The 25,075-nt window shown below is 50.5% G+C and carries 21 protein-coding genes; 2 read left to right on the top strand and 19 right to left on the bottom strand.

Features of this window, described 5'->3' with window-relative positions; translation table 11 throughout:
• Nucleotides 1-61: 61 nt before the first annotated feature.
• From pstA to DWY93_RS01620, 10 genes are all read right to left on the bottom strand, one after another.
• The gene (gene pstA / locus DWY93_RS01665) at nt 62-940 is read right to left on the bottom strand and encodes a phosphate ABC transporter permease PstA (RefSeq protein WP_117471653.1); all 879 of its coding nucleotides are present in this window, start codon (nt 938-940) and stop codon (nt 62-64) included.
• A gap of 3 nt (nt 941-943) precedes the next feature.
• Nucleotides 944-1,927 (bottom strand): phosphate ABC transporter permease subunit PstC, encoded by a 984-nt coding sequence (gene pstC / locus DWY93_RS01660; RefSeq protein ID WP_117471652.1) that lies wholly within the window; start codon nt 1,925-1,927, stop codon nt 944-946.
• Between the two features lie 167 nt (nt 1,928-2,094).
• Nucleotides 2,095-3,051 (bottom strand): phosphate ABC transporter substrate-binding protein, encoded by a 957-nt coding sequence (locus DWY93_RS01655; protein WP_181968467.1) that lies wholly within the window; start codon nt 3,049-3,051, stop codon nt 2,095-2,097.
• 533 nt (nt 3,052-3,584) lie between these two features.
• Nucleotides 3,585-5,345: an LCP family protein gene (locus DWY93_RS01650; protein WP_242990496.1), complete on the bottom strand. Its 1,761-nt coding sequence runs from the start codon at nt 5,343-5,345 to the stop codon at nt 3,585-3,587.
• A gap of 16 nt (nt 5,346-5,361) precedes the next feature.
• Entirely contained in the window at nt 5,362-6,780 is a 1,419-nt protein-coding gene (locus tag DWY93_RS01645) for an undecaprenyl-phosphate glucose phosphotransferase (protein WP_117469303.1), read from the bottom strand.
• 329 nt (nt 6,781-7,109) lie between these two features.
• On the bottom strand, nt 7,110-8,096 hold the full coding sequence (locus tag DWY93_RS01640; protein WP_117469211.1) for a glycosyltransferase family 2 protein: 987 nt from the start codon (nt 8,094-8,096) through the stop codon (nt 7,110-7,112).
• Nucleotides 8,093-10,291 (bottom strand): glycosyltransferase family 2 protein, encoded by a 2,199-nt coding sequence (locus DWY93_RS01635; protein WP_117469210.1) that lies wholly within the window; start codon nt 10,289-10,291, stop codon nt 8,093-8,095. The genes DWY93_RS01640 and DWY93_RS01635 overlap by 4 nt, the downstream gene beginning before the upstream one ends.
• Nucleotides 10,288-11,250 carry a glycosyltransferase family 2 protein gene (locus DWY93_RS01630; RefSeq protein ID WP_015553360.1) on the bottom strand — a complete coding sequence of 321 codons (963 nt, stop codon included), beginning with the start codon at nt 11,248-11,250 and terminating at the stop codon, nt 10,288-10,290. Before DWY93_RS01630 ends, DWY93_RS01635 begins: the two co-directional genes overlap by 4 nt.
• Nucleotides 11,251-11,515: 265 nt before the next feature.
• Nucleotides 11,516-12,469 carry an NAD(P)-dependent oxidoreductase gene (locus DWY93_RS01625; RefSeq protein ID WP_117469209.1) on the bottom strand — a complete coding sequence of 318 codons (954 nt, stop codon included), beginning with the start codon at nt 12,467-12,469 and terminating at the stop codon, nt 11,516-11,518.
• A 157-nt stretch (nt 12,470-12,626) separates the two neighbouring features.
• A complete protein-coding gene (locus DWY93_RS01620) occupies nt 12,627-14,603 on the bottom strand; it encodes a thiamine pyrophosphate-binding protein (RefSeq protein ID WP_117469208.1) in 1,977 nt (658 codons plus the stop codon).
• Between the two features lie 499 nt (nt 14,604-15,102).
• On the opposite strand from DWY93_RS01620, the gene DWY93_RS01615 reads away from it, so the two are divergent.
• On the top strand, nt 15,103-16,425 hold the full coding sequence (locus DWY93_RS01615; protein ID WP_117469207.1) for a cell wall-binding protein: 1,323 nt from the start codon (nt 15,103-15,105) through the stop codon (nt 16,423-16,425).
• A 128-nt stretch (nt 16,426-16,553) separates the two neighbouring features.
• Here DWY93_RS01615 and DWY93_RS01610 read toward each other — a convergent pair whose 3' ends face one another.
• From DWY93_RS01610 to DWY93_RS01580, 8 genes are all read right to left on the bottom strand, one after another.
• Nucleotides 16,554-16,745 (bottom strand): hypothetical protein, encoded by a 192-nt coding sequence (locus tag DWY93_RS01610; RefSeq protein WP_117469206.1) that lies wholly within the window; start codon nt 16,743-16,745, stop codon nt 16,554-16,556.
• The gene (locus DWY93_RS17030) at nt 16,745-16,891 is read right to left on the bottom strand and encodes a hypothetical protein (RefSeq protein ID WP_015553355.1); all 147 of its coding nucleotides are present in this window, start codon (nt 16,889-16,891) and stop codon (nt 16,745-16,747) included. The genes DWY93_RS01610 and DWY93_RS17030 overlap by 1 nt, the downstream gene beginning before the upstream one ends.
• A gap of 408 nt (nt 16,892-17,299) precedes the next feature.
• Nucleotides 17,300-18,091, bottom strand: a complete 792-nt coding sequence (locus DWY93_RS01605; RefSeq protein ID WP_117469205.1) for an HAD family hydrolase — start codon at nt 18,089-18,091, stop codon at nt 17,300-17,302.
• A 10-nt stretch (nt 18,092-18,101) separates the two neighbouring features.
• Nucleotides 18,102-19,289 (bottom strand): trigger factor, encoded by a 1,188-nt coding sequence (tig, locus tag DWY93_RS01600; RefSeq protein WP_181968466.1) that lies wholly within the window; start codon nt 19,287-19,289, stop codon nt 18,102-18,104.
• A 302-nt stretch (nt 19,290-19,591) separates the two neighbouring features.
• Entirely contained in the window at nt 19,592-20,983 is a 1,392-nt protein-coding gene (locus DWY93_RS01595; RefSeq protein WP_015553352.1) for an aminopeptidase, read from the bottom strand.
• 141 nt (nt 20,984-21,124) lie between these two features.
• Nucleotides 21,125-21,580, bottom strand: a complete 456-nt coding sequence (gene dtd / locus DWY93_RS01590; RefSeq protein WP_117469203.1) for a D-aminoacyl-tRNA deacylase — start codon at nt 21,578-21,580, stop codon at nt 21,125-21,127.
• Nucleotides 21,581-21,689: 109 nt separating this feature from the next.
• Nucleotides 21,690-22,409, bottom strand: coding sequence for a GTP pyrophosphokinase family protein (locus DWY93_RS01585; protein ID WP_021905580.1), 720 nt, complete (start codon nt 22,407-22,409; stop codon nt 21,690-21,692).
• A gap of 68 nt (nt 22,410-22,477) precedes the next feature.
• A complete protein-coding gene (locus tag DWY93_RS01580) occupies nt 22,478-23,374 on the bottom strand; it encodes a S1 RNA-binding domain-containing protein (RefSeq protein WP_015553349.1) in 897 nt (298 codons plus the stop codon).
• Nucleotides 23,375-23,680: 306 nt separating this feature from the next.
• On the opposite strand from DWY93_RS01580, the gene DWY93_RS01575 reads away from it, so the two are divergent.
• Complete coding sequence (locus DWY93_RS01575; RefSeq protein WP_117469202.1) at nt 23,681-24,409, top strand: phosphatase; 729 nt, start codon at nt 23,681-23,683, stop codon at nt 24,407-24,409.
• A 130-nt stretch (nt 24,410-24,539) separates the two neighbouring features.
• Here DWY93_RS01575 and DWY93_RS01570 read toward each other — a convergent pair whose 3' ends face one another.
• Nucleotides 24,540-24,983 carry a hypothetical protein gene (locus tag DWY93_RS01570; protein ID WP_015553347.1) on the bottom strand — a complete coding sequence of 148 codons (444 nt, stop codon included), beginning with the start codon at nt 24,981-24,983 and terminating at the stop codon, nt 24,540-24,542.
• Nucleotides 24,984-25,075 lie beyond the last annotated feature (92 nt).

Genomic DNA, 25,075 nt, shown 5'->3' with positions numbered 1-25,075 from the left:
CTCAGAGTTTCATTACTTCTCCCTCAAGAATCTGTCATTGAGGTCCTTTTCCGAATGTTTCTTACGCTGCCTCGCCGGAGCTCTTTTTCTTCAGGTGATGGCTCCACACGTTCGCGCCAATGCTGAATGCCAGGACCAGGATCATAAGGACCGCGGAGGCGGTGTTTGCCAGTGCCTTGTCCTGACCGTTTACCTGAAGGTTCCAGATCTGGATCGACAATGTCTCTGCCGGGCGGAACGGGTTGAACGGGCAGGTCGGGGCTGCCAGGTTCCAGTTGCCCCAGCGCAGGTCGCTTCCGGATCCTGTGGTGTAGAGGAGCGCCGCCGCCTCACCGAATCCACGTCCTGCCGCCAGGATGACGCCTGTCATGATGCGCGGGAGACATGCCGGGAGAAGTACATGGAAGATGGACTGCCATTTTGTCGCTCCAAGACCTAAACTCGCCTGAAAATATCCCGCCGGGAGTCCCTTGATGGCATCCTCGGTGGTCGTCGTGATAAGCGGAAGTGTCAGGATCGATACGGAGAGGGCACCCGCCATCAGGCTCTTTCCCATTCCGAAGAATACGAGGAATACCAGGTATCCGAACAGGCCCACAACGATGGACGGAAGGGAAGAAAGTGTCTCGATACACATTCTCAGAAACTTTGTCATTTTTCCCTGTTTCGCATACATGGCCAGATAAATTCCGGCGCAGACACCGAGGGGGATGGATACCAGCAGGGAGATAAATACGAGATAGATCGTGTTGAACAACTGGTTTCCGATGCTTCCTTTTCTCGCGAAGCGGAACATCTCCGGCTTTGCCCCCATGAGACCGCCGATGATGACCTTACCCGCAAAGCCGATCAGAAGAGCGAAGAAGAAGATCGCAACCAGGTAGAAAATGACTGTCATAACACGGTCCACATCGCGTGAACGTCTGATCTTACTTTCCATGGTCTAATTTTCCCCCTTTGCTGCGAACTGCTTTACCGGCACCGCGGTCGTGCTTATTTTCACGGAAGTGCTTGTTTTTTCTTCTTTCTCCGGCTTCACCGCTGTCACATGATGGATCAGGAAGATGAAGAACAGGGAGATTGCGAATAACAGTAGTGCCATGGTCCAGAGTGCGGATTTCATCTCGCCGCCCTCCATGGCGTTGCCCATCTGGGCCGCGATCTCGGTGGTCAGAGTCTTTGTCGTTGAAAAAATGCTTGTGGGAAGCGCTGTTGTCTGACCGATGACCATGGCAACCGCCAGGGCCTCACCGAAGGCTCTCGCGAGACCTAAGATCACGCCGGAAATGATTCCAGGCGCTGCCGCCGGAACTACGATCCGGTATATGGTCTGCCAGCGGGTGGAGCCAAGTCCGTACGCTGCCATTCTGCATTCCTTCGGTACGGAGTGAAGGGCATCCGCCGCAACACTTGTGATCGTCGGGAAGATCATGACCGCGAGGACCAGCCCCGCTGCCAGGATAGAATGTCCCACCTGACGGTCAAACACGGTCTTGATCGCCGGTACAAGCACTGTGAGTCCCACCCATCCGTAGACAACCGATGGGATTCCGGCAAAGATCTCGACTACCGGGCGGTAGAATTTCTCTCCGAACTTCGGGGAGATCTCCGTGATGAAGATCGCTGATCCCAGGGAAAACGGAGTCGCGATAAGAAGTGCCAGGCCGCAGGTGCAGAGCGACCCAGCGATGAAGATCAGCGCACCGATGCTGCCGCCGCCTGCCATATTATCTTCCGGTGCCCAGTCTGCAGATCCTAAGAATTCCAGGAAGGAATGTCTGTAAACCAGGAATGTGGATGATCCCTTGTATACAAGGAACGCGCCGATCACGATCGTCAGAAGAATTACGCACAGTCCACAGACGGTCATCAGATCCCGCCACAGATATTCTCTGACGAACATGCTTTTTTCTTTACCATTCTTCATAAGTCCTCCTGCTTCCGATATTCGAAGCAAATTCTATCATAAATCATATCGGGGCGGGCCAGATTCGTCTGCCCCGCCCCTGTTTCGCAGCTCTCTTGTCCATGTCCTCTTTTTTCTTTCATCCGGTCGGATCATGGCTCACTGCCCGGTCTTAAGTTTTGTCTCAATTAATGCTCAGTATTTGTCATCTTGGAAGATACGCCGTATCCTAAGGATTCCATCTTTGCTCCGTACTCATCGGACATGATATAGTCAAGGAATGTTTTTGTTACCTCGTCCGGCTCACCCTTTGTATACATATGCTCAAATGTCCATACCGGATATTTTCCAGCGTATGTATTTTCAAGTGTCGGCTCTGCGCCATCGATCGCTACAGTTGCAACTCCCGCATCACCTGTCAGATAGGAAAGTGCTACATATCCGATCGCACCCTTTGTATCTTTTACATTCTGAAGAAGAACACCGGAATCATCTGTTTCCATGGAAGTGTTGGAAGCTTCCTCGTTTCCGTCGAGAGCGTATTTCTGGAAGGTTGCTCTTGTACCGGAAGATGTCGGTCTTGTTACAAGGACAATGCTCTCATCCGGTCCGCCAACCTCTTTCCAGTTTGTTGTCTTTCCTGTGAAGATGTCGATGAGCTGCTGTTTTGTAAGATCCTCAACGCCGCCTTCTTTTACATCGTTGTTTACGATCGGAGCCATTGTGACTACGCATACCTGATGATCAACAAGCTCTTTTGCCTGTGTCTCGTCAAGCTTTGCGGAGGCCTCAACATCGGAGTTACCGATATTTACGGTTCCCTCGGAAACCTGCTTTAAGCCCTCTCCGGATCCTCCTGCGTCGATCGTGATGGAAACGTCCGGGTATTTCTCGATAAACATGTCTGCTGCATCGTCAACCAGCGGTTTTAATGCGGAAGAACCTGCCGCTGTGATCGATCCTGTAAGATCTGCTTTTTTCTCTGCTGCTGTTGTCGCTGCTTCTTTTGCTGTCTCTGCTGCTGCCGCAGTTGTTGTCGCTGCTGCTGTCGTGGATGCTGTACTACTGCTGCTTCCGCATCCTGTCATCATGCTGACTGCTAATACTCCTGCACCTGCAAGTGCCATTACTTTTCTTGTTTTCATAATTCTTTTCTCCTCCTCAAAGGTCTTTGTTTTTGTTTTTTCGTAACTGTTCAGTAGGTCTGCGCACTTGCTGCGCTGACCGTAAGAAAACATAGGCTGGAAGGCAAAAATCCCATCAGCGAAGCTGATCTGGAATGGATTTTTGCACGTAACTATGAAGGTACTGAATAGTTACGTTTTTTCTTTCTCTGTACAGTATTATTTTTATCACGAATCCCCGAAACCAAAAACCATGGTTCGGTAACTACTTTGTATAATCTATGTAAATTGTAAATTCAGATTTTCGTTTGAAAATATAGCCGGGTAAAACCTTTCCACTGTGCCGGACTACCGCGAATTCAAAAAAATCAGCCATTTGTCGAGATTTTTCACAGTAGTACCGTTATCGCACAGGTATGGATATGGCCCGCTGCACGCAAAAAAAGACGCACCATCTGGTAGTCTGGAATATTTCTTCCAAATCAATCAGACGATGCGTCTTGATCCTTAAGATCCTATATTTCCTTTATAACCTTTTTGCCTGGCCCTTGTTCCTAAACTCCAGCAGCCGGACCTTCCGGTGCAACTGTTCCGCCTGGAACAGTCACAGAACTCGGTCCTTCTGTCTGGGCTGCCGGGCCGGCGCTTGTGGTCGCCTCCGGAACAGCGGTGGACTTTTCATATCCCGGTCCCACCGGATTCTCCGCTGTGGTCTCCTGCGGATTTGACGGACGGAACTCCTCCGTGGAAGTCTCCGCCTCATCTGTCGGGCTCACTGCGTGACTCTCTGTCGGCTTCACATAGATATTTCCATGCTCATCCGTCTCATAAGCGGCGCTGGTCTCATGGCTTCCGGAAGAAGTTTCGATCGGCTTGCCGTCCGGTCCTGTCTCAGTTTCACCCGTGCTCTCAGATTCCTTCTTGGATTCTTCGAGCATGGACTCCATCTGGGATTCTTCCTGACTCTCTTTCTTACTCTCCTCTTCAGCGGAAAGTGTCGTGGCCTCCGTCTCGCCCTTCGGGATATATCCCTGATCCGTCGCTACATGATCGATTTCCTTGCCAGCCTTATTCAGTCCAGTAAGTTCAGCGATCTTATTGCTGATCGTCTGGACCGTGCTGGATGGCTTGTAGTCCTCTTCACCATAGAGGAACTTGTGAAGGCTTGTAACATTGCTCACGAGTGTCTGCGGGATAACACAGGACAATTTCAGCTTGCCGATCTTCATCTTCTGCTCTCCGCGGGCTGCCGGGAATCCGGTCGTCTCACCGAGATGGTATTTCGTGACATTCTTCGCCATCGGAAGGATATCATTCATATTGATATTTGTCGCGCACATCGCGGACATATTGCCGATCAGGCTGTTTAATGTCGCAAAGTCTGCCTTTTTCGCCTTCTCGAATGCCTTCTGGATTACAAGTCTCTGGCGCTCTGTACGCGCATAGTCACTGTCCATCAGACGAAGACGTCCATAGGCAACGGCCTGTACGCCATCCAGATGGTTCACACCTGCTTTCTTTAACTGTACAGAACCAATTCCGGTACCTTTTACCGTCTCTGTGATGAACGCGTTGATGTAGTAGAACTCGGACTTACTGATATCGATGTCGACACCGCCGAGGATGTTGATCGCTGTTGCGACTGCCTTCCAGTTGAACGCTACATAGTGGGTGATGTTGAGATCCAGATTCTTATTCAGGGCTTTTACGGCCTGTTCCGGACCACCCATCGCATATGCCGCGTTGATCTTATTGTATGTGTTCTTGTCGCTCACATTCAGGTAAGTGTCGCGGAATACGGATGCCAGCTTGATCTCTCCGGTCTCACGATTTAAGTTCACGATCATGATAACATCGGACTGGTTGCCTTTTCCTGTGGAATTGTCACGGGAGTCCAGGCCAAATACCGCAATGGTCCAGTAGCCTTTTTCCATCTTATCTCTCATTTCCAGAGAGATGTTCTCATTCCGAACGTCCGCAATATCAAAATTATTCTGTCCGTTCATCTTTCCGAAGTTGTGCTGGATATAGCCGTATACCGCTGCGGCAAAACCCAGGACCAGAACGATCAGGGCGATCAGAACACCGATGATGATCTTTTTCTTCTTGTTTCCGTTTTTCCGTCTTCTGTGATTGTAGGAAGCTGCCCCATGGCTCTTTGCTGCGGCACGGCCTGCACGGCTTCCCGGGTCAGCACTCATAGAATACAGATCTTCCGTCCTGTGAGTGCGGCGTTTTGCGGACGTCTCACTCTCGCTCTCACGCCGTCTGCTCTTTCTGGCGCGGGAACGGTCTAATTCGTCTTCATAATTCATGTCATTTGTCCTCGTCTTAGTAAGCGTTTTTATTGATGAATCCCTTGAAAACCGTCAGGAACATGATCTTGAAATCAAGACCAAGTGTCCAGTTCTCGATATAATAGAGATCATGCTCGATCCGTTTAATGATCGAAGTGTCTCCACGGTAACCATTCACCTGCGCCCAGCCGGTAAGGCCCGGACGGACCTGATGCTTGATCATATATCGCGGGATTTCTTCCTTAAATTTTTCAACGAAAAATGGCCGTTCCGGTCTCGGACCCACAAGACTCATATCACCAATCAGGATATTAAAGAACTGCGGCACCTCGTCGATGCTTGTACGGCGGATAATTTTTCCGATGAGAGTTACACGGGCATCTCCCTTTGTTGTCCAGCGGCTCTTCTCCTTGCCCGGATCCTGAACCGTCATGGAACGGAATTTATACATTTTAAACGGCCGGTTGTGAAGGCCGACTCGTTCCTGACAAAAAATGATCGGTCCCGGAGATGTCAGCTTGATGAGCACTGCCACGATCAGCATGATCGGGGAGAAAAGTACGATCCCCACGATCGCACCCACGATATCGACGGCTCTCTTTACCATCGCGTTCATCGGATCATTCAACGGAACGCGGCGGATATGGATCACCGGCAGGCCCTGGAGATCTTCCATATACGGGATCGTCGGGATAATGTTCCCGTAATCCGGGATAAACTTCGTGTGCACGCCGGATTTTTCACAGAGAGCAACGATATGGCGGAGTTTTTCATACTCGCTCAGGCTCAGTGTGACGGCGATCTCATCGAGACTGTTCTGCTCTAAAATATAGTCGAGGTCCTCGATGCAACCGATGACCTTTACTCCCTTATACTCACTTCCGCGTTCCTTCGTATCATCAATGATCCCGCGGATCGTGTACCCCCATTCCGGATTCTTGTTTACCCGGTCGATAAACCCTTCCGCTGCGGAAGAGTAACCAACTAACAGGATATGTTTCTGATTGTATCCTTTTGAGCGCATGGAACGAAGCACGATCCGGATTCCATTCCGCTCAATGGTCATAAACGCCACGTTCAGCACATAGAAATATACGACCAGTCTCTGGGAGAAGTTGTAGAGATGCGGCTCTTTTCTTCCAAAGTACAGGATCAGACCAAAAATAAGGAGTCCGATCGTGTTTGCCTTGAATATCTTTCCGAATTCATTTCTGCGTCCGAGTACACGCTTCGGCGTGTACAGTCCAAAAAAGGAGTACAAAAGCAGATACGCCGGAATAATGACAAGGAGCGCGCCAAAATAAAAACCGACCTCAAGTGTCCGTTTTCCGAGCAGGTTCGCCCATCCGCTTCCGATTACGATAAACCATGCAAGCAGATAAGAGAATGCGGTCACGAAGGCGTCAAGCACAACGTGAAAACGGTTGAGGCTCTTCTGATTATCTTTGATCATATAATTTTCACCCTGTTTTCCAAGGAACATGCCGGTCAGAATTCTTTCCGTGGTCAGCGCATGCACAGCTGCGCCAGCCAATTCCCCACGGCAGGTATTTTCAACTATACCATGCCCCGGCAGACTGCCTTTCTAAGGTCACTCCTCCGGACATAGTACCGCCATCATAAAAAATATGCATACATAGTATACATAAAATTTACCCATTTGCATATAAACGATTTCTTAAGAAAATCTGAGATTTCCGTAAATTATTCGTTTATTTTGCATAAAAGCAGCCGTTCAGCCTATCCGCACTGAGCCGGCCCCACAGCGTCCGGCGAAGAATCTCAGACTTTCGCTCCAAGCTTCGCCGCCTGTCTCCTGGAAAACTCATAAACATAGACTGCGGTTCCGGCGATCAGCTCAAGCTGGATCCCGATCTCCCGCTGTATTCTTCCTTTAAAGGAAGGGACGCGTTTACAGTTCTTTAATGTTCTGATCCCCTCAAGGAATCCGGACACATAGTCTTTTCCGAATCCCATCTTTTTAAAAAACAGGAACTTTACAAATGTTCCCGCGAGAAGACACGGAGAATTTAAAAGTAACTGCCAGGTGCGCATATTTTTGTAATTCAGATACACATTATTCCTCGCGGCAAGCTTCACCTTAAAGGAATTATACTTCGATCCGCTTGTCCCGCTGCCTACATGGTACACCACAGCTTCCGGGCAGAATACGTTGTCATATCCGTAAAGCTTCGCCCGGTATCCCACATCGATATCCTCGAGGTAGGCGAAATGCATCTCATCGAAGTATCCGATGGTCTCAAACACTTCCCGGCGGTAGATTGCCGCACCGGCACACGCCGTAAAGACGCGGCAGCTCTTTTTATAAAGCTTTTCCGGACGCCCGACGCCCCGCTGGAACGCCCAGCCGAGGACGCTGTACATGTCTCCGGCATCGTCCATGAGGTCCGGATGGTACATCTGGATCATCTTGCTGCTGACGGAAAAGATCTTCTCCGACCGGTCCATGGCCCTCTCCAACGCTTCGACGTAGTGGGGAGCCACTTTTGTATCATTATTTAATAAGATCACATAAGGCGTATCTGCCGCCCTAATCCCCACGTTTACCGCACCGGAAAAGCCAGTGTTTTCCGGAAGAAAGATCGACGGGATCTCCCGCTCCTTCAGCCACTCCACGCTGCCGTCCATGGAACCGTTGTCCACCACCAGGATCTTGAAATCCTTTGTCGTCTGCTTTTCCAGTGCCTCAAAGCACGGTTCCATAAACGAAAGTCCGTTGTAATTCGGAATTATGATCGTTGTCTTCATTCGTCTAACGGTACCTCCAGTTTATATGGTTCCCCGATTTTTTCCTTTTTCAGGTCACGCAGCGCAAAATTTGATTTTCTCAGTGTCAGGTTCGGATTGTAGTACGGATCTCCGTCTCTCAGGATCTCCGGCCAGCGCTTCGCGAAGGTGGCGATCTCACGGTTAAATCGCTCCACCTTCTCCGGTGTGTCCTCAAGTCCGCGGGACTTAGATTCATAGTGGTGAAGCACCGCATAAGGCGCGTATACTACAAGTTTTCCGAGCTTTCTCACCTTCATGCAGTAATCAATATCATTGAAAGCCACCGCGAGCTCTTCTGTAAATCCCCCCACAGCGTCAAATACGGAACGCTTGCTCATCATGCAGGCCGCTGTGACCGCGCTGTAATCCTGGGCACACATCGCGCGATTGAAATAGCTGTTCTCGGATTTATGAAGTCCGATAAACGTATGACCGGCGATACCGCCGAAACCGATAACAACACCGGCGTGCTGGATCGTGTCATCCTCGTAGAGCAGTCTCGCACCGGCGATCCCCACGTCCTCCCTCTGGACAAAGCCAAGCATCTCTTCCACAAAATTCTTTGCGATCAGTTCGATATCGTTGTTCATAAACAGAAGGTACTCGCCCTTTGCGTGCTGTACGCCGAAGTTGTTGATCGCGGAGTAGTTGAACTCTCTCTCCCAGCGGACAACGTGCACGTTCGGGAACTCCTTCTGGATCTTCTCGTAGTAATCCCAGGTCGCCTGTTCCGTACTGTTGTTCTCCACGATGACGAACTCCAGGTTCTTATAGGTTCCCTCCGTCAGCATCGGGCGGATGCAGTTGTCGAGATCCACGGTGTGGTCCTTGTTCGGGATAATTACAGAGACAAGCGGATCATCCTTGATCTTAAACGTCGTGTGATAGATCCCGTAATCCACGCCCTTTTCTACCTTTTCTGCCTCAATTCCTACTCTCTTATAGTGGTCCATGATGGCACGGGAACCGGCTGTGAAGGCATAAAGCTTGCTCTCCGGGTTGCTCGCCGTGGAATTTGGGTGGCAGCGCCAGTGATAGAGCACCTTCGGGATATGGCAGATCTGCTTTGCATTCTCTGTACAGCGGAAAATAAAGTCGTAATCCTGAGCTCCGTCATATTCCGCCCGGAAACCGCCGACTTTATCGAGCAGTTCTTTTTTCACCACAAACAGATGGCAGATATAGTTGACGCTCGTCAACAGGTCCGGATTGAAATCCGGCTTGAAATGCGGGTCGAACAGTTCATCCCCATCCATGTCAAGCTTGTCCTCATCGGAATAGAGGACATCGCAGTTTTCATTCTCATTCAGTTTTTTCGCGCACTCAAAGAGCGCGTTCGGTGTCAGACGGTCATCATGATCCGCAAGAACAATGAAATCACCTTCTGCCATCTCAAGGGCGGCGTTCGTATTTCCGGAGATACCGCGGTTTTCCCCCAGTACCTGATAGCGGATCCTCGCGTCTTTCTCCGCATATTTCTTTAAAACAGTCTCGACACTCTCACCCGCCGGGCTGCCGTCCGCGATGCAGAGTTCCCAGTTCGCGTAGGTCTGCTCCACGATGGAGTCCAGCATTTCCTTCAGGAATTTCTCCGGAGTCTTATAGACCGGGATCACGATCGAAAATTTCGGCATATAATCGAACTTCTTTTTCTTCTGCTCTTCCAGCTCTTCCTCTGACGGTTTCGTGAGATTCCACCACTCTGCGTAGTCGTAATCGTCATCAATCCCCTGGATCTTGTGCTTGGATTTTAAGATCAGGGCTTTCAGGCCATTTTCCTTTAAGAAGTCCCAGGCAACATGGACTGTCTCCATGTTCATAAGGTTCATGAGCTTCTGTACCTTGCGGTTTGCCGCGCCGGTCTTTCTGCGGATCGTCATATCGCTGTATTTCACACGGGTCGTCTTCTTCCCGCCGCAGATCACAAGATAATAATTCTTTCCATGTTCATACGGAAAACGGATATCAAAGCCGAGATCACGGTCGATGATCTTCTTATAATAGATCTGGCTCACGTCATCTCTTCTCGTCGGAACGATCTTTGCCTCCACCGGCTGTCCCACTTCATCCTCGACCCGGTAGGTGATCACGGAATCCGGGTTGCTCTCAACAGCCCAGCCATTTAACTGGATCGTCTGCTCCCGGACTCTCATCACTTCAACACTGTACCTCATACTTCCTCCTGTGCACCGGCCGGTGTATCAAAATTGATGCGCTCCTCCTCCACAACGAGCGGGCGGTGCATCACACGGGTATTGATGCTCATGATATACTCGCCAAGCAGGCCGATAAAGAAGATCTGGACAGATCCAAGAAAACACATTCCGATGAGAAGCGGCGCCATACCTGCCATAAAGCGGTCCCAATATAAGAGTTTCATGATCAGATATATGACTGCTACGATAAAGCTCACGCCACCGCAGAAGGCGCCGAAAAAGGTTGCCAGGCGCAGGCCCGCTTTTGTGTAGGACGTAAAGCTGAGCATCGCCGCGTCATATAATTTATAGAAGTTATTGTGGGTCTTCCCCGCGCGGCGCTTCGGCTGCTCGTACGGGATCTCTTTTCTCTTAAAGCCCAACTCCGCAACAATCCCGCGAAGGAACGGGGTCGGATCGTTTAAGTTTCTTAAGACCTCGATAAACTGTCTGTCGTAGAGTCCGGAGCCTGTAAAGTGCTCGATCTGCTCCACGTCGGATAATTTCCGGATCAGTTTGTAGTAGCAGCTTCTGAGCCAGTACATCACCGGGTTCTCTTTGCTGCTCGTCTTGATTCCGATGACGATCTTATAGCCATTCTCCCACTCGTGGACATACTTCGGAATCAGTTCCACCGGATCCTGGAAATCCGCCACCATGGAGATCACGCAGTCACCGGTTACCTGAAGGATTCCATAATATGGAGAATTGAACTGTCCAAAGTTTCTCGCGTTGAAGATCGCCTTGATCTTCGGATTCTTCGCGCAGAGCATGCGGAGCAGTTCTCTCGTCTTATCGGTGGAGTCGTTGTCGATGAAGACCAGCTCATAGTCGTACTGAGGCAGTTCTTTTGTGATAATGCCGATGACAGCTTCGCTGATCGGAACGACATTCTCCTCCTCGTTATAGCATGGAATCAAAACGCTGATTTTTTTCATGTTATATTTTCTTCTTCCTTAAATTTTACCTGACCGGTACCTTCGGGCACCTTTGTCAGTTTCTTTCAGCAGTGCGGCGGGCGCCGATCTGCTGAACTTTTTTTCTAAATTGTTGCCTAGTCTTTAACTTTTATCATTGTAACCATTTTTTCTGTTTTGTCAATACTCGACGTATTTCGCGGCATTTTTTCCCAATCTGTGATCGGTCTGCATTTTCAACTGATTGCTGCCCTCTCTGCCACCCCAGAATTGCTTTCTCGTTCAGTTAAATGGTTCTCTTTCTGAGCGCGATCATCCTTGTAATTCCGGTCTTGAAATCGACCTCTGGCTTCCATCCCGTCACCGTCTCCAGCTTTTCGATGGACGGCATCAGATTGATCAGACCTTCGGCGTTCTCCCCGCGGGTGTTGTATTGGCTCTCGCCCTGTCCGCCGCAGAGTTCGTGGATCTCCTCCACAAATTCCTTTAATACCTTTGTCTCAGCACCGCCGAAGTTAAATACAGGATTTTCAAGTCCCTCAAACGCACTTTCCGGGGCTTCGCAGAGTGCCGCCATCCCTCTAGCCAGATCGTCGATATAGAGGAAATTCCACTTCTGGGTACATGCCCCCAGGGACATTTCCTTATTACTTAAGAATATGTCCAAACAGGACTCCACTAACGTCCACGGGTGGTCCCCGGGGCCGTAGGCGCTGAAGATCCTGGCGTGAATGTACCGCAATCCCAGTTCATCACAGAGTTTTTCTCCCTTTTCCCGCATGGCAAGCTTCGCCTCTCCATACAAGGATTTCGGCTCGCAGACCGTGTTCTCCGTGATCAGATCCTGGTGCATTCCGTACTCCGCCTGGGAGCCGGAGAACAGGAACTTTTTACAGCCTAGGGCTTTCGCCGTCCGAATCGTCTCCAGGGAGATCTCCATATTCTTCTCCTGAAGCGCCTTGTCCGTTCTTGACGCGCTCCCGGATCCTCCCCAGCCGAAATGGCAGAACACGTCCTGCGGTTTTGTCACTTTTTCTAAAAGTTTTTCCGGCTCGGAAAGATCATTTTCCGTCACGAGAAGACGCCCGGATAAAAGTGCCTCCTCATTTCCCTCAAGGATCGTATCAAGTTTTGAGGATTTGGGGCGCACAATGGCGGTCACCGTGTGCCCTCTCCGTAAGAGTTCCCGCACCGTTGCCGCGCCGACAAAGCTCGTCGAACCTGTCATGATGATATTCATATTCTGCTGCCCCTTTCCTCATTTAACACTGATCAATCATCCATCTTATTCCCGATTGCCAGTATATTGTACATGATGTTACTGTACACGGGTAGGAATTTTCTGAACCATCTTGCATTTTCTTCTAAGTTCCATGTCCCAGGCACACTGAACCTTCTTATTTATTCTCTACTAACGGAATAATCATATTTTCCTTCAGCTCTTCCTCCGGAAGGAACGGAGCCAGATCCTCGAGCGGTACGGATACCATAGTTCCGTCCGACAGCATCTTTGCGGCTGCCTTCGGCTCGAAGCCCTGTTTCATATCTACGAAGATCTCACAGATCACCGGACCGTCCATGGCAAGTGTCTTCTCCACCGCCTCGCCGAGCTCGCTGTTGTGGTGGGCTGCCACATACGGATAACCGTATGCCCACGCAAGCTTCTCCATGCTCGGGAAGCTTAAGTCGTGGCTGTCCACGCCGATTCCCACTAACGGCTCATGGAAGTGGGTCTTCTGGGTCTGGCGGATGGAGTGGTAACCACCGTTGTTGATCAGGAAGATCTTGATTCCCATATGATGGTGAACGATGGTCTGGAGCTCCTGAAGATTCATCTGGATACTTCCGTCACCTGTCACAAGGATGATGTCCTTTGTATGGTCTGCGACCCAGGCACCGATGGCTGCCGGAAGATCGTAGCCCATGGACGCGATGGCAGAGTTGCTGATGAACCGCTGTCCTTTCTTCATCTCATAGGCATGTCCGCCTACCACGCACGCGGAGCCATTTCCCACAACGGTGATCTGATCTTCCTCGCCGCGCCTGCTGATCTCCTTGATCGCCGCGTAAACATTTGCTGGCTCGTCATCTCCAGCCTCATAGTGTTTCGGAAGAACGACCGGATATTTTTCTTTCCATTCCTGACATCGTCTGATCCACCAGTCTACGGCTTCTTTGTCCTTTGCTCCGCCGTTCGGATCGAACTCTTCCTCGTCGAGGACGAGCTCCAGCTTCTCAAGAAGATCCTTGACGTCCGCATGGACCGGCATGTCAACATGGACCGTCGGTTTCTTTAACTCCTCGGCGTCGATATCATTGTAGATCACATAGGCCTCTCTCGCCCAGGTCGGGTAGTTATAGCCCACCTGACGGATCGAGAGACGGCTTCCCAACGACAATAAGAGATCGCTGTTCTGTACTGCAAAGTTTCCGGCACGGTCACCCATATGTCCGGCACGTCCCACATAGAGCGGGTCTGTGTCATACATGCAGTCGATGCTGTTCCAGCCAGTGACAACCGGGATCCCAAGCTTCTTTACGACTCTCGCGAATACATCGAACGCCTTTCCGATCCGGATTCCGTTTCCGGCATTGATCACCGGGCGCTTCGCCTCGCGGACCTTCTTTAAGATTTCTCTCGCCTGCTCTACTGTCACAGGATCCGGCAGTTTCACACGTTTTTCGCCCTGTCCGCTCACATCGGACGGGATCATTGCCGGTTTTCCTTCAACTTTATTCATCATGCAGATCGTACATCCGGAACATCCGGTTCCGTGACCGGACCAGCCGGTTCCGCCTGCTTCGTAATCGTCCTTATCAAATCCGAGAAGCGCTTCCGTCTCAATGTAAGCCCCCTGAACATTCAACGGAATATCGAGCCAGCACGGGCCCGGTCTTCCTGTCTGCGCCAGATAAAGCGATTTCTCCAGACAGAAACGGATCCGCATCGGATCCAGCACCATCTCGCTGTACTTTGTCATGCAGTCGATCGCCTTTGTGATCTCGAATTCCTGATCCCCCATCGCACGGATCCCCAGTCCTGTGCTGTGGGCGGTCGTGTCATAGCGGACCTGTCCGGATAAGACGAGCATCGGGATCGAATCGAGCCATCCGCCGACTACTCCGGTGATCGCGTTTGTTCCGCCAGGACCTGTTGTCACGCAGAGAGCCGCGATCTTGTTATGGATTCTCGCGTAGGCCTCGGCTGCGATGGCACAGGCCTGCTCGTGATGGTTAAAATAGCAATGCAGTCCCGGCTGGTGTCCAAGCCCGTCATCCAGGTGCATCGCGCCTCCACCCGTCACCATAAACGCGTCGGTGATGCCCTCGTCTACCAGCTTCTGGGCAATATAATCAGAAACCTTCATTCTCATAAGTGAAACCTTCTCCTCTCTCAAATCGACAAATTCAACCCTACAACTCTTCTCGTTTTCATTTACCTGGGTGCATGGCTGAATTTGTACCAAATATACCTTTCTAGATTATACCATGCGGACCGCATACCGTCCAGTAGATCATATTTTTGTAAGGTTTTCAGTAACTGTTCAGTAGGTCTGCGCACTTGCTGCGCTGACCGTAAGAAAACCTAGGCTAAAAGGCAAAAATCCCATCGGCGTAGCCGATTTGGAATGGATTTTTGCATGTAACTGTGAAGGTACTGAACAGTTACGGTTTTCGCAGGTCTTCCCCGGCGGCACTCTCCGCCTTAATTTTCCGCATTTTCCATCCCATGAAATGCTTTCCACGGCGTTCCAGATATGCCAGGAACCTACACTGGAATCCGGCCTCCACAGCCTGTTATAATCAGCCCGTAAACGAAAACACCACGACAAAACATTTCAATTTTCATATCAAAAAGGAGAGAAAACGATTATGAAAAAACAGACAAAGATTGCTGCGGTCTTGTCCGCGGCAGCATTTATGATGATGGTCTCCGGCCTGCCGGTCTATGCGGCATCCTACGGCTGGGTGACAGAAGGCGACGCAAAGGTCTACTACGATGAGGACGGGTACCTCACCACCGATGCCTGGAGAAAGCGCGGAGAAGACTGGTTCTATCTCGGTGAAGATGGACAGATCGTAAAAAGCGCGAAGATCGACGAGTACTATGTGGATGACGAAGGAAAGATGGTCACAAACGCATGGGTGGAGTTAAAGAATGAGGAAGATCCGGACTCCCCGGAGACACCGGATACCTTCTGGTACTACTTTGAGAAGGACGGGAAGTCCGCTGTCTCCAAGTGGGTGAAATTCGACTCCAAATGGTACTATTTCGATGAATCCGGCCATATGGCAACAGGAAAGACGGAGATTGACGGGGCGACCTACTACCTCGGAACAGAAAAAGACGGTTTCATGCGGACCGGCTGGATCCGTTTAGAGGAAAACAGCCACGCACCGGGCGCTTCCGAGAGCTGGTACTACTTCAATTCCGACGGCAAGATGGTGACCACCCAGTACGATAAGAAGATCGACGGAAGCTACTACACCTTCATCGACGGAAAGATGCAGACGGGCTGGGTCCTGATGCCGTCCAAGTCTGACGTGACAGACAGCAACGCCGCATCCCCGAAGATCACCGACTACCAGTACTACGGAACAGCCGGGGACGGAAAGCGCGCCGAAGGTTTCCGCTCCATCGAGGGCATTTCCGGGATCCACGCTGCAGATGAGGTCTACACCTTCTACTTTAAGGCCGGAAAGCCGTATGTTTCCGATAAAAAGGGAAATTCCCTGTTCACCATCAACGCGAAAAAGTATGCGTTCAGTGACCTGGGAATCATGCAGACAGGCAGACAGATCGCGAACGTGGCGAACGATGAGATCGCAAACTTTTACTTCGGTGAGGACGGTATCGTAAAGACCGGAAAACAGGCGATCTACAACGAGGAGACCGGTGAGACCGAGAACTGGTTTTTCCACACCGACGGTGACAAGAAAGGACAGGGCTACCACGGGCTCCGCGACGGCATCCTCTACGTCTACGGAAAAAGACAGGACGCCACCGCCGACCAGAGATATGCACCGGCCGTCTTAAACGGTGTGACCTACCTCGTAGGGACCGCCGGAAACGTGCAGAAAGCATCCGCTTCCTCCACTTCCTCCGAGAAGCCGGAGTTAGGGCGCGGATATAAGGACATCAAAGACGCGAACGGCAAAATCTGGACCGTGGATACGACCGGAATCGTGCAGTAACGCTGACCATCCACACCATAGATAAAGTTTGAGTCCTCTGGGACTCTTACAAAATGCATAATTGCAAAGGTGCCGGACTCTCTCGCTCAGAGTCCGGCACCTTTTATCTCTATACTGTAATTATCCTTTTATCTTCCTGCTTCTTCATCCCAACTGCCGTCCTCTTTTACAAGCCAGCCGTCCGGAGTTCTCTTCCTTGCGCACATAATTCCTCTGGTTCCGTCGGAGACAGGATTCAGATAATACCACCTTCCATCGATGAACTGCCATCTTCCGCTGATCTTCTCCCAGTGATACTCGCCTGCGCTGCCTTTCCTCACTATTTACTTTCCGTAATATACTCTTTCACCAGGCGGTTCAGTGTGCATTTCATCTGTACCACAATGTCCATCAGCCTGTCGTTCTCTTCGCGAAGCCTTTGGTTTTCTTCTTCCAGAGCATTTTTGCAATGTCTCTCCATGCTCATTGTTTTCGTCCCCCTTACGCCTCGTCAGCAGCCGCCCTTTCCTGCGTCCACTTCCTTTTACTTAAATATATAATACATTTTCCGGCAATTGAAAAGTGGTTTTTGAACGCAAGTTTCGACACGGTTCGAAGGACACACGATATGCATGGACAAAGTTCTGCGCCGCAAGACTCCTGCTGCCCACAAACGGCAGACCTCGTGCAACAGCGAAATCAATATAAAAAAGAATGTGCCTTGGCACATTCTCGCGCCTCGCGCGGTCGCTTGCGACAATCTACATCTTCGCGCGAGTGCGCATCTTTGGCACGTTAGTGCCTTTTTATGTAACAGGGAATTCCTCGGAATTTCCTGTTACATAAAAAAGCGGCAGTCCCGCCAAAAAAAGCAAGACTGCCGCCAGATTTTCTCTTATATGATATGAAGCTGCTCAAACGCCCAGGCGATCCCGTCGTCTTCGACATCTTTGGTGATGAAAGTTGCGTAGGGCTCAAGCCCCTTCGCATGTTTCTCCATAATAATGCTGTTTCCGGCATACCGGATCATCGCCAGATCGTTCATGCTGTCCCCAAAGGCGTAGGAATCTTCCCTCGCGATCCCATATCTCTTTAAGATCACTTCCATCGCCGTCGCCTTATCGTACCCCGTCGGCACGCACTCATAGAGTCCGTGTCCCCGGTCGATGGCGGTCACGTCCGGTGCCAGGATCTTTAAAAAACCTTCCTCGTCACTGTTCTCATCCGCAAGAACACAGAACTTATCGAAATCCACTAACTCCGTATTCCAGTCCGCGCTGGCCAATCCCTGGTTCTTGTAGACCACATTTTTCACATGCTCGATCTCGTCCATGTGGGAGACACCGACCTGCACCGTACACGCCTTCGGTCCCTCTAAGATTCCGTCAAGTTTACACTCGAGGATCGCCTTCTGGAGCTCCCAACGGCGTTTTGCGGAGATCTTTCTGTGGAGCAGGGCTTTTCCCTCCGCCTCTATGTAGGTTCCGCAGCCGCAGAGGTAGCCGTCCACCGGTACTTTTCCCTCAACATCCTTCATCAGGCATCTCGTCCGGCCGGAATTGATAAATACCAGATGTCCGGCGCGGCGCGCCTCCGTTAAAGCAAGGGCCGCGCTCTTCGGGAGTTCCTTCGACGCATCCACCAGGAGCGTCCCATCGATATCAAAAAATAATGCTTTTCTCTTCATGATCTCCGTATTAGTTCACTGCGGAGCTGCTCTCGCTCTCCTCTGCAGCAGTCTCTTTCTCTTCGAGAATATTCTCAGCCTCTGTTGTCTCGGCTTCTGTCTCCGGTGCCTCTACATATGTGGAGTTGTCGATCAGGTAGTAGTAAACAGCGCCCATATCGAAGATCTGGTTTGCGGAATCCTCGCCGTAGGTCGTGATCATCTGCGCCGCGTTCTTGAAGTAGTTCATAACAGCGAGCTTATCTTTCTGTTCATCTGTCGCGGAAAGGTTCTCCTCTGCCTGGATCGCATTTAAAATGATCTGCTGTTTTACAAGGTTCTCTGCTGTGTCGCGGAGTCCGTCCTCGTCCGTTCCCAGGAACATGCTGAGGAACTGATCGAACTCAAGTCCATAGCTGCTTGCATAGCTGGAATATGTGCTCTTTAACTGGTTGAACATATCATCAACGGCATCCGGGTCTGCTGTAACCTCGGAGTTGTTGATGACCTCGTTTAAGAGCTCGCTTCCTGCCGCGTTGAAGAACTGGCTGTCAGCCTCTGCCTGAAGCTCCGCACGTACTTCCTCTCTTAACTGGTCAAGAGTTGCTGTATCGTCGTTGTAGTAACGTTTTGCGAGATCATCATCCACCTTGCTGTCAGACTCAGATTTTAACTGGTTTAATTTTACATGGAACACGACTTCCTGGCCTGCGAGGTCAGCGCTGCCGTAGTTGTCAGGGAATTTTAAGTTTAAGTCTTTCTCATCGCCGACATTCATGCCGATGACGCCGTCCTCAAAGCCGTCGATAAATGTGCCACTGCCAAGCTTCAGGTCAAAGCCCTTTTCGGTTCCGTTTGCAAATGCCTCGCCGTCCTTTGTGCCGGAGTAGTCGATATTCGCGGTGTCACCTTCCTGAGCCGGGCGTCCCTCGATGGTTACCGGGTACTCCGCGCAGAGTTCTTTTAATCTTGTCTCGATCTTGGCGTCAGTAACTTCCTCTTCCTTTGCGGAGAAGGTCAGGTTCTTGTAATCTCCGAGAGTGACGCTCTCCTCGTCGTGAAGTTCTTCCTCAGATTTTGTCTCAGTCTCAGTTGGCGCGGATGCTGTCTCCTCTACAGCCGCGGAGCTGCTCTCAGCATTCTGATTCTTATTTCCGCATCCTGTCATGATCATTGCAGCTGCAGCAACACAGATGCCTGCTTTTATAATTTTTTTCATGTTCTCGTTTCCTTCCATTCTGTCTCAATTTCCCCGCGCACCGCCCATTTTCCGGGTCACCCGCGCGTGATATTTATTCTAACATACCGCCACGCGAAAAAAAAGGGTGTTCACAGAATTTTAAGATATTAGTGTCCAAAGGTCTGAAGTCCGCCGCAAGCTTGTTTGCAGGAGGATTTTGGATCTTGGTATCAGAGAGGTCAAAAGACTTTTTGACCTCAACATCATTTTAAGAGAAAATCAAAAAGCATCCTGTAAGGATCATATCATCATGATCCCGCCAGGATGCTTTTTACTATCTCTTATTTGTAGAACGCACAAAACGCCTTATATGTATTGTACACATCAAGCTTCGAAGCCAGCTCAAACGGCGCATGCATGGAAAGGATCGGAACACCGAGATCCACGACATCCACATCCATCATCGCCACAAACTGGGCGATGGTTCCGCCGCCACCCGCGTCAACGGCGCCGAGTTCGCCAGTCTGCCAGTAAACGCCATTCTCTTCCATGATACCGATGACCTTCGCCATGGTCTCCGCGCTGGCATCACTGCTGCCGGATTTTCCTCTCGCGCCTGTGTACTTTGTGAGCACACAGCCTTTGTTTACATAGCTGGAGTTTCTGTTCTCGTAAACGCTTGCGAATGTCGGATCATATGCCGCGTTTACATCGGAGGAGAGGCAGATGGAATGGCGCAGAACGGTCTTTGTGTCCGCCCCAAAGCTCTCCGCAAGATCCTCAACCGCATGGTGGACGTAGTCAGAGTGAAGTCCCGTATTTCCGACGGAGCCGATCTCTTCCTTATCTGTAAGGATCGTGAATGTGGTGTGTTCCGGGTTCTCCGCAGCAATCTCCGCCATCAGCGCTGTATACGCGCACACACGGTCATCCTGTCCATAGGAACCGATGAGGCCGCGGTCCAGTCCGATATCAACGGCCTTGTATGCCGGAACCATCTCGATCTCCGCACGGGTGAAATCCTTCTCCGTGATTCCGTAGCGGTCATTCAATAACTTCATCGCAAGGAGCTTCGCCGGATTCTTGATCTTCTCGTTCTCCTCGTCATGGTACGGGATGGAGCCGATGATGATGTTCAGCTCCTCGCCCTTTAAGCCCTCGCCGAGCTTTCTTCCGTTCTGCTCTGCCGCAAGGTGCGGGAGAAGGTCTGTCACGCAGAACTGCGGGTCGCCTTCTTTCTCGCCGATGGAGACCTCAACAGTCTCTCCGTCCGCCTTCATAACAACGCCGTGCATGGATAACGGCACAGTGCCCCACTGATATTTGCGGATTCCGCCGTAGTAGTGCGGCTTTAAGTAGGCGATCTCGTCCTTTTCAAATAATGGGTTCGGCTTTAAGTCCAGGCGCGGGGAATCGATATGGGCGCCGTTCATGCGCAATCCCTCGTTCAGATCCTTTGTTCCGATGGTGGAAGCGATGATCGCTTTCTTTCGGTTTACCCAGTAGATCTTGTCGCCCGGCTTGTAGGACGCCTTCGGGTCAAATTCCTTGTATCCGGCGTTCGTTAAGAGCGATACCGCTTTTTTCACACATTCCCTCTCGGTCTTTCCCTCATTTAAGAATGTCTTGTATCCCTCGCAGAAATTCTGCGCCTCCGGAATCTGTTCCGGCGCTTTTTCTCCGATGTGCGGAGCTTCCCAGAGAAGTGCTTTTTCCAGATCTTTGCCGTTCATGCTAAAAACCTCCGTATGTGTATTTTATGAATTATAACAACTCACTCACGCTGCCTGGTCCGAATCAGTCTGTTTTATGGAAACCATTTTCGACCTGGACACATGTTCAAATCCCTGCATGCAGCTGTCGTGTCTTATCTCTTACTTTGTAAGCAGATCTTTACTGTCGAGCATCAGTGTAAATGGACCATCGTTTAACAGGTCCACCTTCATATCTGCCCCGAACTCCCCATGTGCCACCTTCTCCACATGCATCCTGCACCGCTCCATAAAATATTCATAGAGGCGGTTCGCATGATCCGGCGCTCCGGCGTCAGTAAAGCTCGGGCGGTTGCCCTTTCTGCAGTCCGCGTACAGCGTAAACTGGCTCACAACAAGGATCTCGCCGTCCACATCCTGGAGCGAGCGGTTCGTCTTTCCGTTCTCATCCTCAAAAATGCGGAGCTTGCAGATCTTGTCCGCCATCTTGTCCGCAATGCTCTCGTCATCCGTGTCGGAGACGCCGAGAAGGATCAGGAATCCCTGTCCGATGGCTCCTGTCTCCCGTCCGTCCACATGGACCGACGCATGTTTTACTCTCTGTAATACGACTCTCATGTTTCCTCCGGCGCTCTGCCTGTGCTCCATTTTCCGTACCGGCAGATCCGCCCATAAATTTTATATTTTCGCTGTTGGAATTACCTGACTTAACACGAACGGAAACGGCCTACGTTGGACCGTTTCCTGCAAGTTCTTCCTGTCTTTTTTCTGCCTTTTCCCGCTCGCGGCGCTTTTCTTCCTCAACACGCCGCTCTTCCTCCTCGACCGCCATGATCGCCTGGTTTAAGGAGAACATCTTCATGTCCAGCATATCCACCATATCGGCACAGGACTTCAACTCCCGCTCCAGATAATCCGGCGCTTTTCCTTCAAATTTATAAGCGATCTTGTGCTCTAAGGATGCCCAGAAGTCCATGGCGATAGTCCGGATCTGGATCTCGACCTTCGTGTCCCGCTTTCCTTCCGACAGATAGACCGGGATCGTCACTACCATATGGTAGCTCTTGTATCCGTTCGTCTTCGGGTATTTAATGTAGTCCTTGACATGCAGGACCGTGATATCTGCCTGTCTTGCGATCATATCCGCGATCGGATAAATGTCGGACATAAAGGAACAGATGATCCTGATTCCCGCGATATCATTTAAGTGCTCCACCATATTGTCGATCGAGACTTCACATCCATCATTCTTCAGCTTTTTCACAATACTCTCCGGTGTCTTCAAGCGGGAAGTGATATGCTCGATCGGATTGTAATTGTATAACTGGATAAATTCATTGTTTAAGATCTCGATCTTCGTGTTGATGGATTTTAACGCGGAGCTGTATAAAAACATTGTTGATTTCCACTGATCGATCTGATCAAAGCCTCCAGACTCTTTCGTCATGCTGACGCCCCCTTTCTTTGCAGCCGGGAACGTTCCGTCCATGCGACCATGTCTTCACGCGTTCTCTGCTACAGCTTCAGACCCTTTAAGAGATCCGCAAGACCTGTGCTTGCCTGACCTTCTTCCTTATATCCGTAGGTGTCCTCAGCTTCTCTCTCCTCTTCCTCCTCGATCAGCTCCTTCATAGACAGACTGATCTTGTTGTTTGCGGTGGAGATAATTTTTACACGTACTTCCTGTCCCTCTTTCAGAACAGCGCCCGGATGTTTGATCCTCTTTGTGCTGATCTGGGAGATATGGAGGAGACCGGTAAGTCCGTTCTCAAGCTCTACAAATGCGCCGTAGTCCTTTAAGGTCTCGACGGTACCCTTCATGACAGCGCCGACTTCGCATTTTGCAATTTTTTTGTTTGTCTCTTCCTGTTTCTTCTCTCTGGCTGCCTCGCGGCCGGATAATACGAGGCGGTGTGTCTCCTCGTCGGCGGTGATAACGGTTACCTCGATGGTCTTTCCGTCGAATTCCTTTAAGTCTTCCACATACTCGTCGCTCAGGCGGGAAGCCGGAATAAATCCGCGGATTCCTTCCAGGTACGCAACGGCGCCGGCGTTTACGATCTCTGCGATCTTTACCGGGACAACGGTGCGCTCTTCCATCATATTTTTCAGCTTATCCCACGCGAGGACCTGATTTGCTTCCTTCTTTGAGAGGACCATATTTCCCTCGCCGTCGTTTGTCGCCATCACGGTGGCTGTGATCTCGTCGCCCGGATGGATCATCTCTGCCATGTTGAAATCAGGATCTTCGCTCAGGTCGTCCTTGCGGATCACGCCGTCCGCGTAAGCCTTCAAGTCCACGATCACCGCGTCATCTGTCACATCGATCACGGTACCTGTCACAACATCGCCAACTCTAATTTTTTTAAGGGAGGCTTCCAGCTCCTCTTTGTAATCGTCCATGGATTCCATATGTCATCTCTCCTTTTCTCACCATCTGCCCTTACGCCGTCGGACGGCATAATTATGAATAGTAATTCCTTTCTCTATTTAACCATATTCTGTGAATATTTGCCATAGTTTTCACAAAAAAATCATGATAAAATGTGCATAGTAATTACTGTACACGGGTAGGAGTTTTCTGAGCTGAAAATTCCGTACAATACAGTGGCGGTAGTGGATTTTGCCGATCTGGAATGCGAAGCATCGGCAAAATCAGTTACTGTTTGCGCAAAGCGTGAGCAGTAACGCATAGTATATATTTTGGAGGCACTCACCATGAAAGATTATGCTGACCTGCATACCCATACCATCGCCAGCGGACATGCCTATGGAACCATCACGGAGATGGTCCATGCCGCCGCTTTAAAGGACCTGCCGATCCTCGGCATCACCGAGCACGCCCCGTCCATGCCCGGAAGCTGTGGGGAGATGCAGTTTTGTAACTTCAAAGTGATCCCGCCGGTCTTGGAGGGCGTCCGCCTTTTATTCGGCTGTGAGTTAAATATCGTAGATTATAAAGGAACCATCGACCTGTCGGAAAAGATGTTAAAGCGGTTATCCTACACCGTTGCCAGTCTCCATGACCTCTGCTTAAAGCCGGGAACAAGGGAAGAAAACACCTTCGCTGTCGTCACAGCATTAAAAAATCCATATGTCACGATCCTCGGACACCCGGATGACGGAAAATTCCCGCTGGACTACGAGGCGGTAGTGAAGACCGCAAAGGAGCACCACCGGATGATCGAGCTCAACAACACATCCCTGACCCCGGGCGGATCCCGCATCCACGCATACGAAAATGACCGGATCATTCTTCCGCTCTGTGCGAAATACAAGGTTCCGGTTATCATGAACAGCGATGCCCACTTTACGACGGCTGTCGGGGAACATGGACGGGCGGAGGCCCTCTTAAAGGAGTTAAACTTTCCGGAGGAACTGATCGCAAACTATCATCCGGAGATCCTGAAGGAATATATTCCGGATTTAGCTGACTTCCAGGGTTGAATCATCTGATAAAAGGGGGCTTGCCTTTACTGCTGGCAGCATATTTCAGCTGTCTGACAGCACAAAAAACGGCTGCGAAGTTTTATTTCACTTCACAGCCGTTTCCTCTTTCGTAAAAATCATTCCAGAATTACTTCAGCAGTTTGTCGACCTTCGCCCACAGTGCCTGCAGTTCCTTCTGATCGCTCAGACGGTCTTTCTGGATCCGGATAATATTCTCCAGCGCCGCATTCGCGCCGTCCGCATTTAACTTCTCGTCACAGGTCTTCTTCGCCTTTGTGTACGGGTCCATGCTCTCCTGATCCTCTTCCTGCTCTGCCTGGAGCTTCCGGATCTTCTCCACAAGCTTTACCGCCTCGTCCGACGGGTTCTTTACATCCTGCCAGTTTAAAAGGTGGGTGTTGTTCTCCGCGTTGATCGTATCCAGTGCAATACTGTTCTTTAACATCGTTTTCCAGTTGTCCGAGATCGCCGTCTCATACGTCTGCTTCGCAGTCTTATTATCCGCAAAAGCTGTCAACGGCATTCCCGCAAGACATACCAGAAGACCGAATAAAAATAAAATCCTCTTCATCTTCGTGTCCTCCTCATTGCAAGCTGATAATCAATCTCTTGACACTTTCGTGCTCCCGAGATACTAAAACATCTGAAACCCACCCGATTTTA

The sequence above is a fragment of the Clostridium sp. AF28-12 genome, assembly GCF_003435225.1.
In the GTDB taxonomy this organism is placed as follows: domain Bacteria; phylum Bacillota; class Clostridia; order Lachnospirales; family Lachnospiraceae; genus Pilosibacter; species Pilosibacter fragilis.
The sequence above is the reverse complement of the archived record's forward strand: the minus strand, read 5'-3'. Positions and strand labels throughout refer to the sequence as shown.

Excerpts from the sequence above, each read along its gene's own strand:
- pstA (WP_117471653.1), bottom strand. The coding sequence starts at position 940 with ATGGAAAGTAAGATCAGACGTTCACGCGATGTGGACCGTGTTATGACA.
- pstC (WP_117471652.1), bottom strand. The coding sequence starts at position 1,927 with ATGAAGAATGGTAAAGAAAAAAGCATGTTCGTCAGAGAATATCTGTGG.
- DWY93_RS01655 (WP_181968467.1), bottom strand. The coding sequence starts at position 3,051 with ATGAAAACAAGAAAAGTAATGGCACTTGCAGGTGCAGGAGTATTAGCA.
- DWY93_RS01650 (WP_242990496.1), bottom strand. The coding sequence starts at position 5,345 with ATGAATTATGAAGACGAATTAGACCGTTCCCGCGCCAGAAAGAGCAGA.
- DWY93_RS01645 (WP_117469303.1), bottom strand. The coding sequence starts at position 6,780 with ATGATCAAAGATAATCAGAAGAGCCTCAACCGTTTTCACGTTGTGCTT.
- DWY93_RS01640 (WP_117469211.1), bottom strand. The coding sequence starts at position 8,096 with ATGAAGACAACGATCATAATTCCGAATTACAACGGACTTTCGTTTATG.
- DWY93_RS01635 (WP_117469210.1), bottom strand. The coding sequence starts at position 10,291 with ATGAGGTACAGTGTTGAAGTGATGAGAGTCCGGGAGCAGACGATCCAG.
- DWY93_RS01630 (WP_015553360.1), bottom strand. The coding sequence starts at position 11,250 with ATGAAAAAAATCAGCGTTTTGATTCCATGCTATAACGAGGAGGAGAAT.
- DWY93_RS01625 (WP_117469209.1), bottom strand. The coding sequence starts at position 12,469 with ATGAATATCATCATGACAGGTTCGACGAGCTTTGTCGGCGCGGCAACG.
- DWY93_RS01620 (WP_117469208.1), bottom strand. The coding sequence starts at position 14,603 with ATGAGAATGAAGGTTTCTGATTATATTGCCCAGAAGCTGGTAGACGAG.
- DWY93_RS01615 (WP_117469207.1), top strand. The coding sequence starts at position 15,103 with ATGAAAAAACAGACAAAGATTGCTGCGGTCTTGTCCGCGGCAGCATTT.
- DWY93_RS17030 (WP_015553355.1), bottom strand. The coding sequence starts at position 16,891 with ATGAGCATGGAGAGACATTGCAAAAATGCTCTGGAAGAAGAAAACCAA.
- DWY93_RS01605 (WP_117469205.1), bottom strand. The coding sequence starts at position 18,091 with ATGAAGAGAAAAGCATTATTTTTTGATATCGATGGGACGCTCCTGGTG.
- tig (WP_181968466.1), bottom strand. The coding sequence starts at position 19,289 with ATGAAAAAAATTATAAAAGCAGGCATCTGTGTTGCTGCAGCTGCAATG.
- DWY93_RS01595 (WP_015553352.1), bottom strand. The coding sequence starts at position 20,983 with ATGAACGGCAAAGATCTGGAAAAAGCACTTCTCTGGGAAGCTCCGCAC.
- dtd (WP_117469203.1), bottom strand. The coding sequence starts at position 21,580 with ATGAGAGTCGTATTACAGAGAGTAAAACATGCGTCGGTCCATGTGGAC.
- DWY93_RS01585 (WP_021905580.1), bottom strand. The coding sequence starts at position 22,409 with ATGACGAAAGAGTCTGGAGGCTTTGATCAGATCGATCAGTGGAAATCA.
- DWY93_RS01580 (WP_015553349.1), bottom strand. The coding sequence starts at position 23,374 with ATGGAATCCATGGACGATTACAAAGAGGAGCTGGAAGCCTCCCTTAAA.
- DWY93_RS01575 (WP_117469202.1), top strand. The coding sequence starts at position 23,681 with ATGAAAGATTATGCTGACCTGCATACCCATACCATCGCCAGCGGACAT.
- DWY93_RS01570 (WP_015553347.1), bottom strand. The coding sequence starts at position 24,983 with ATGAAGAGGATTTTATTTTTATTCGGTCTTCTGGTATGTCTTGCGGGA.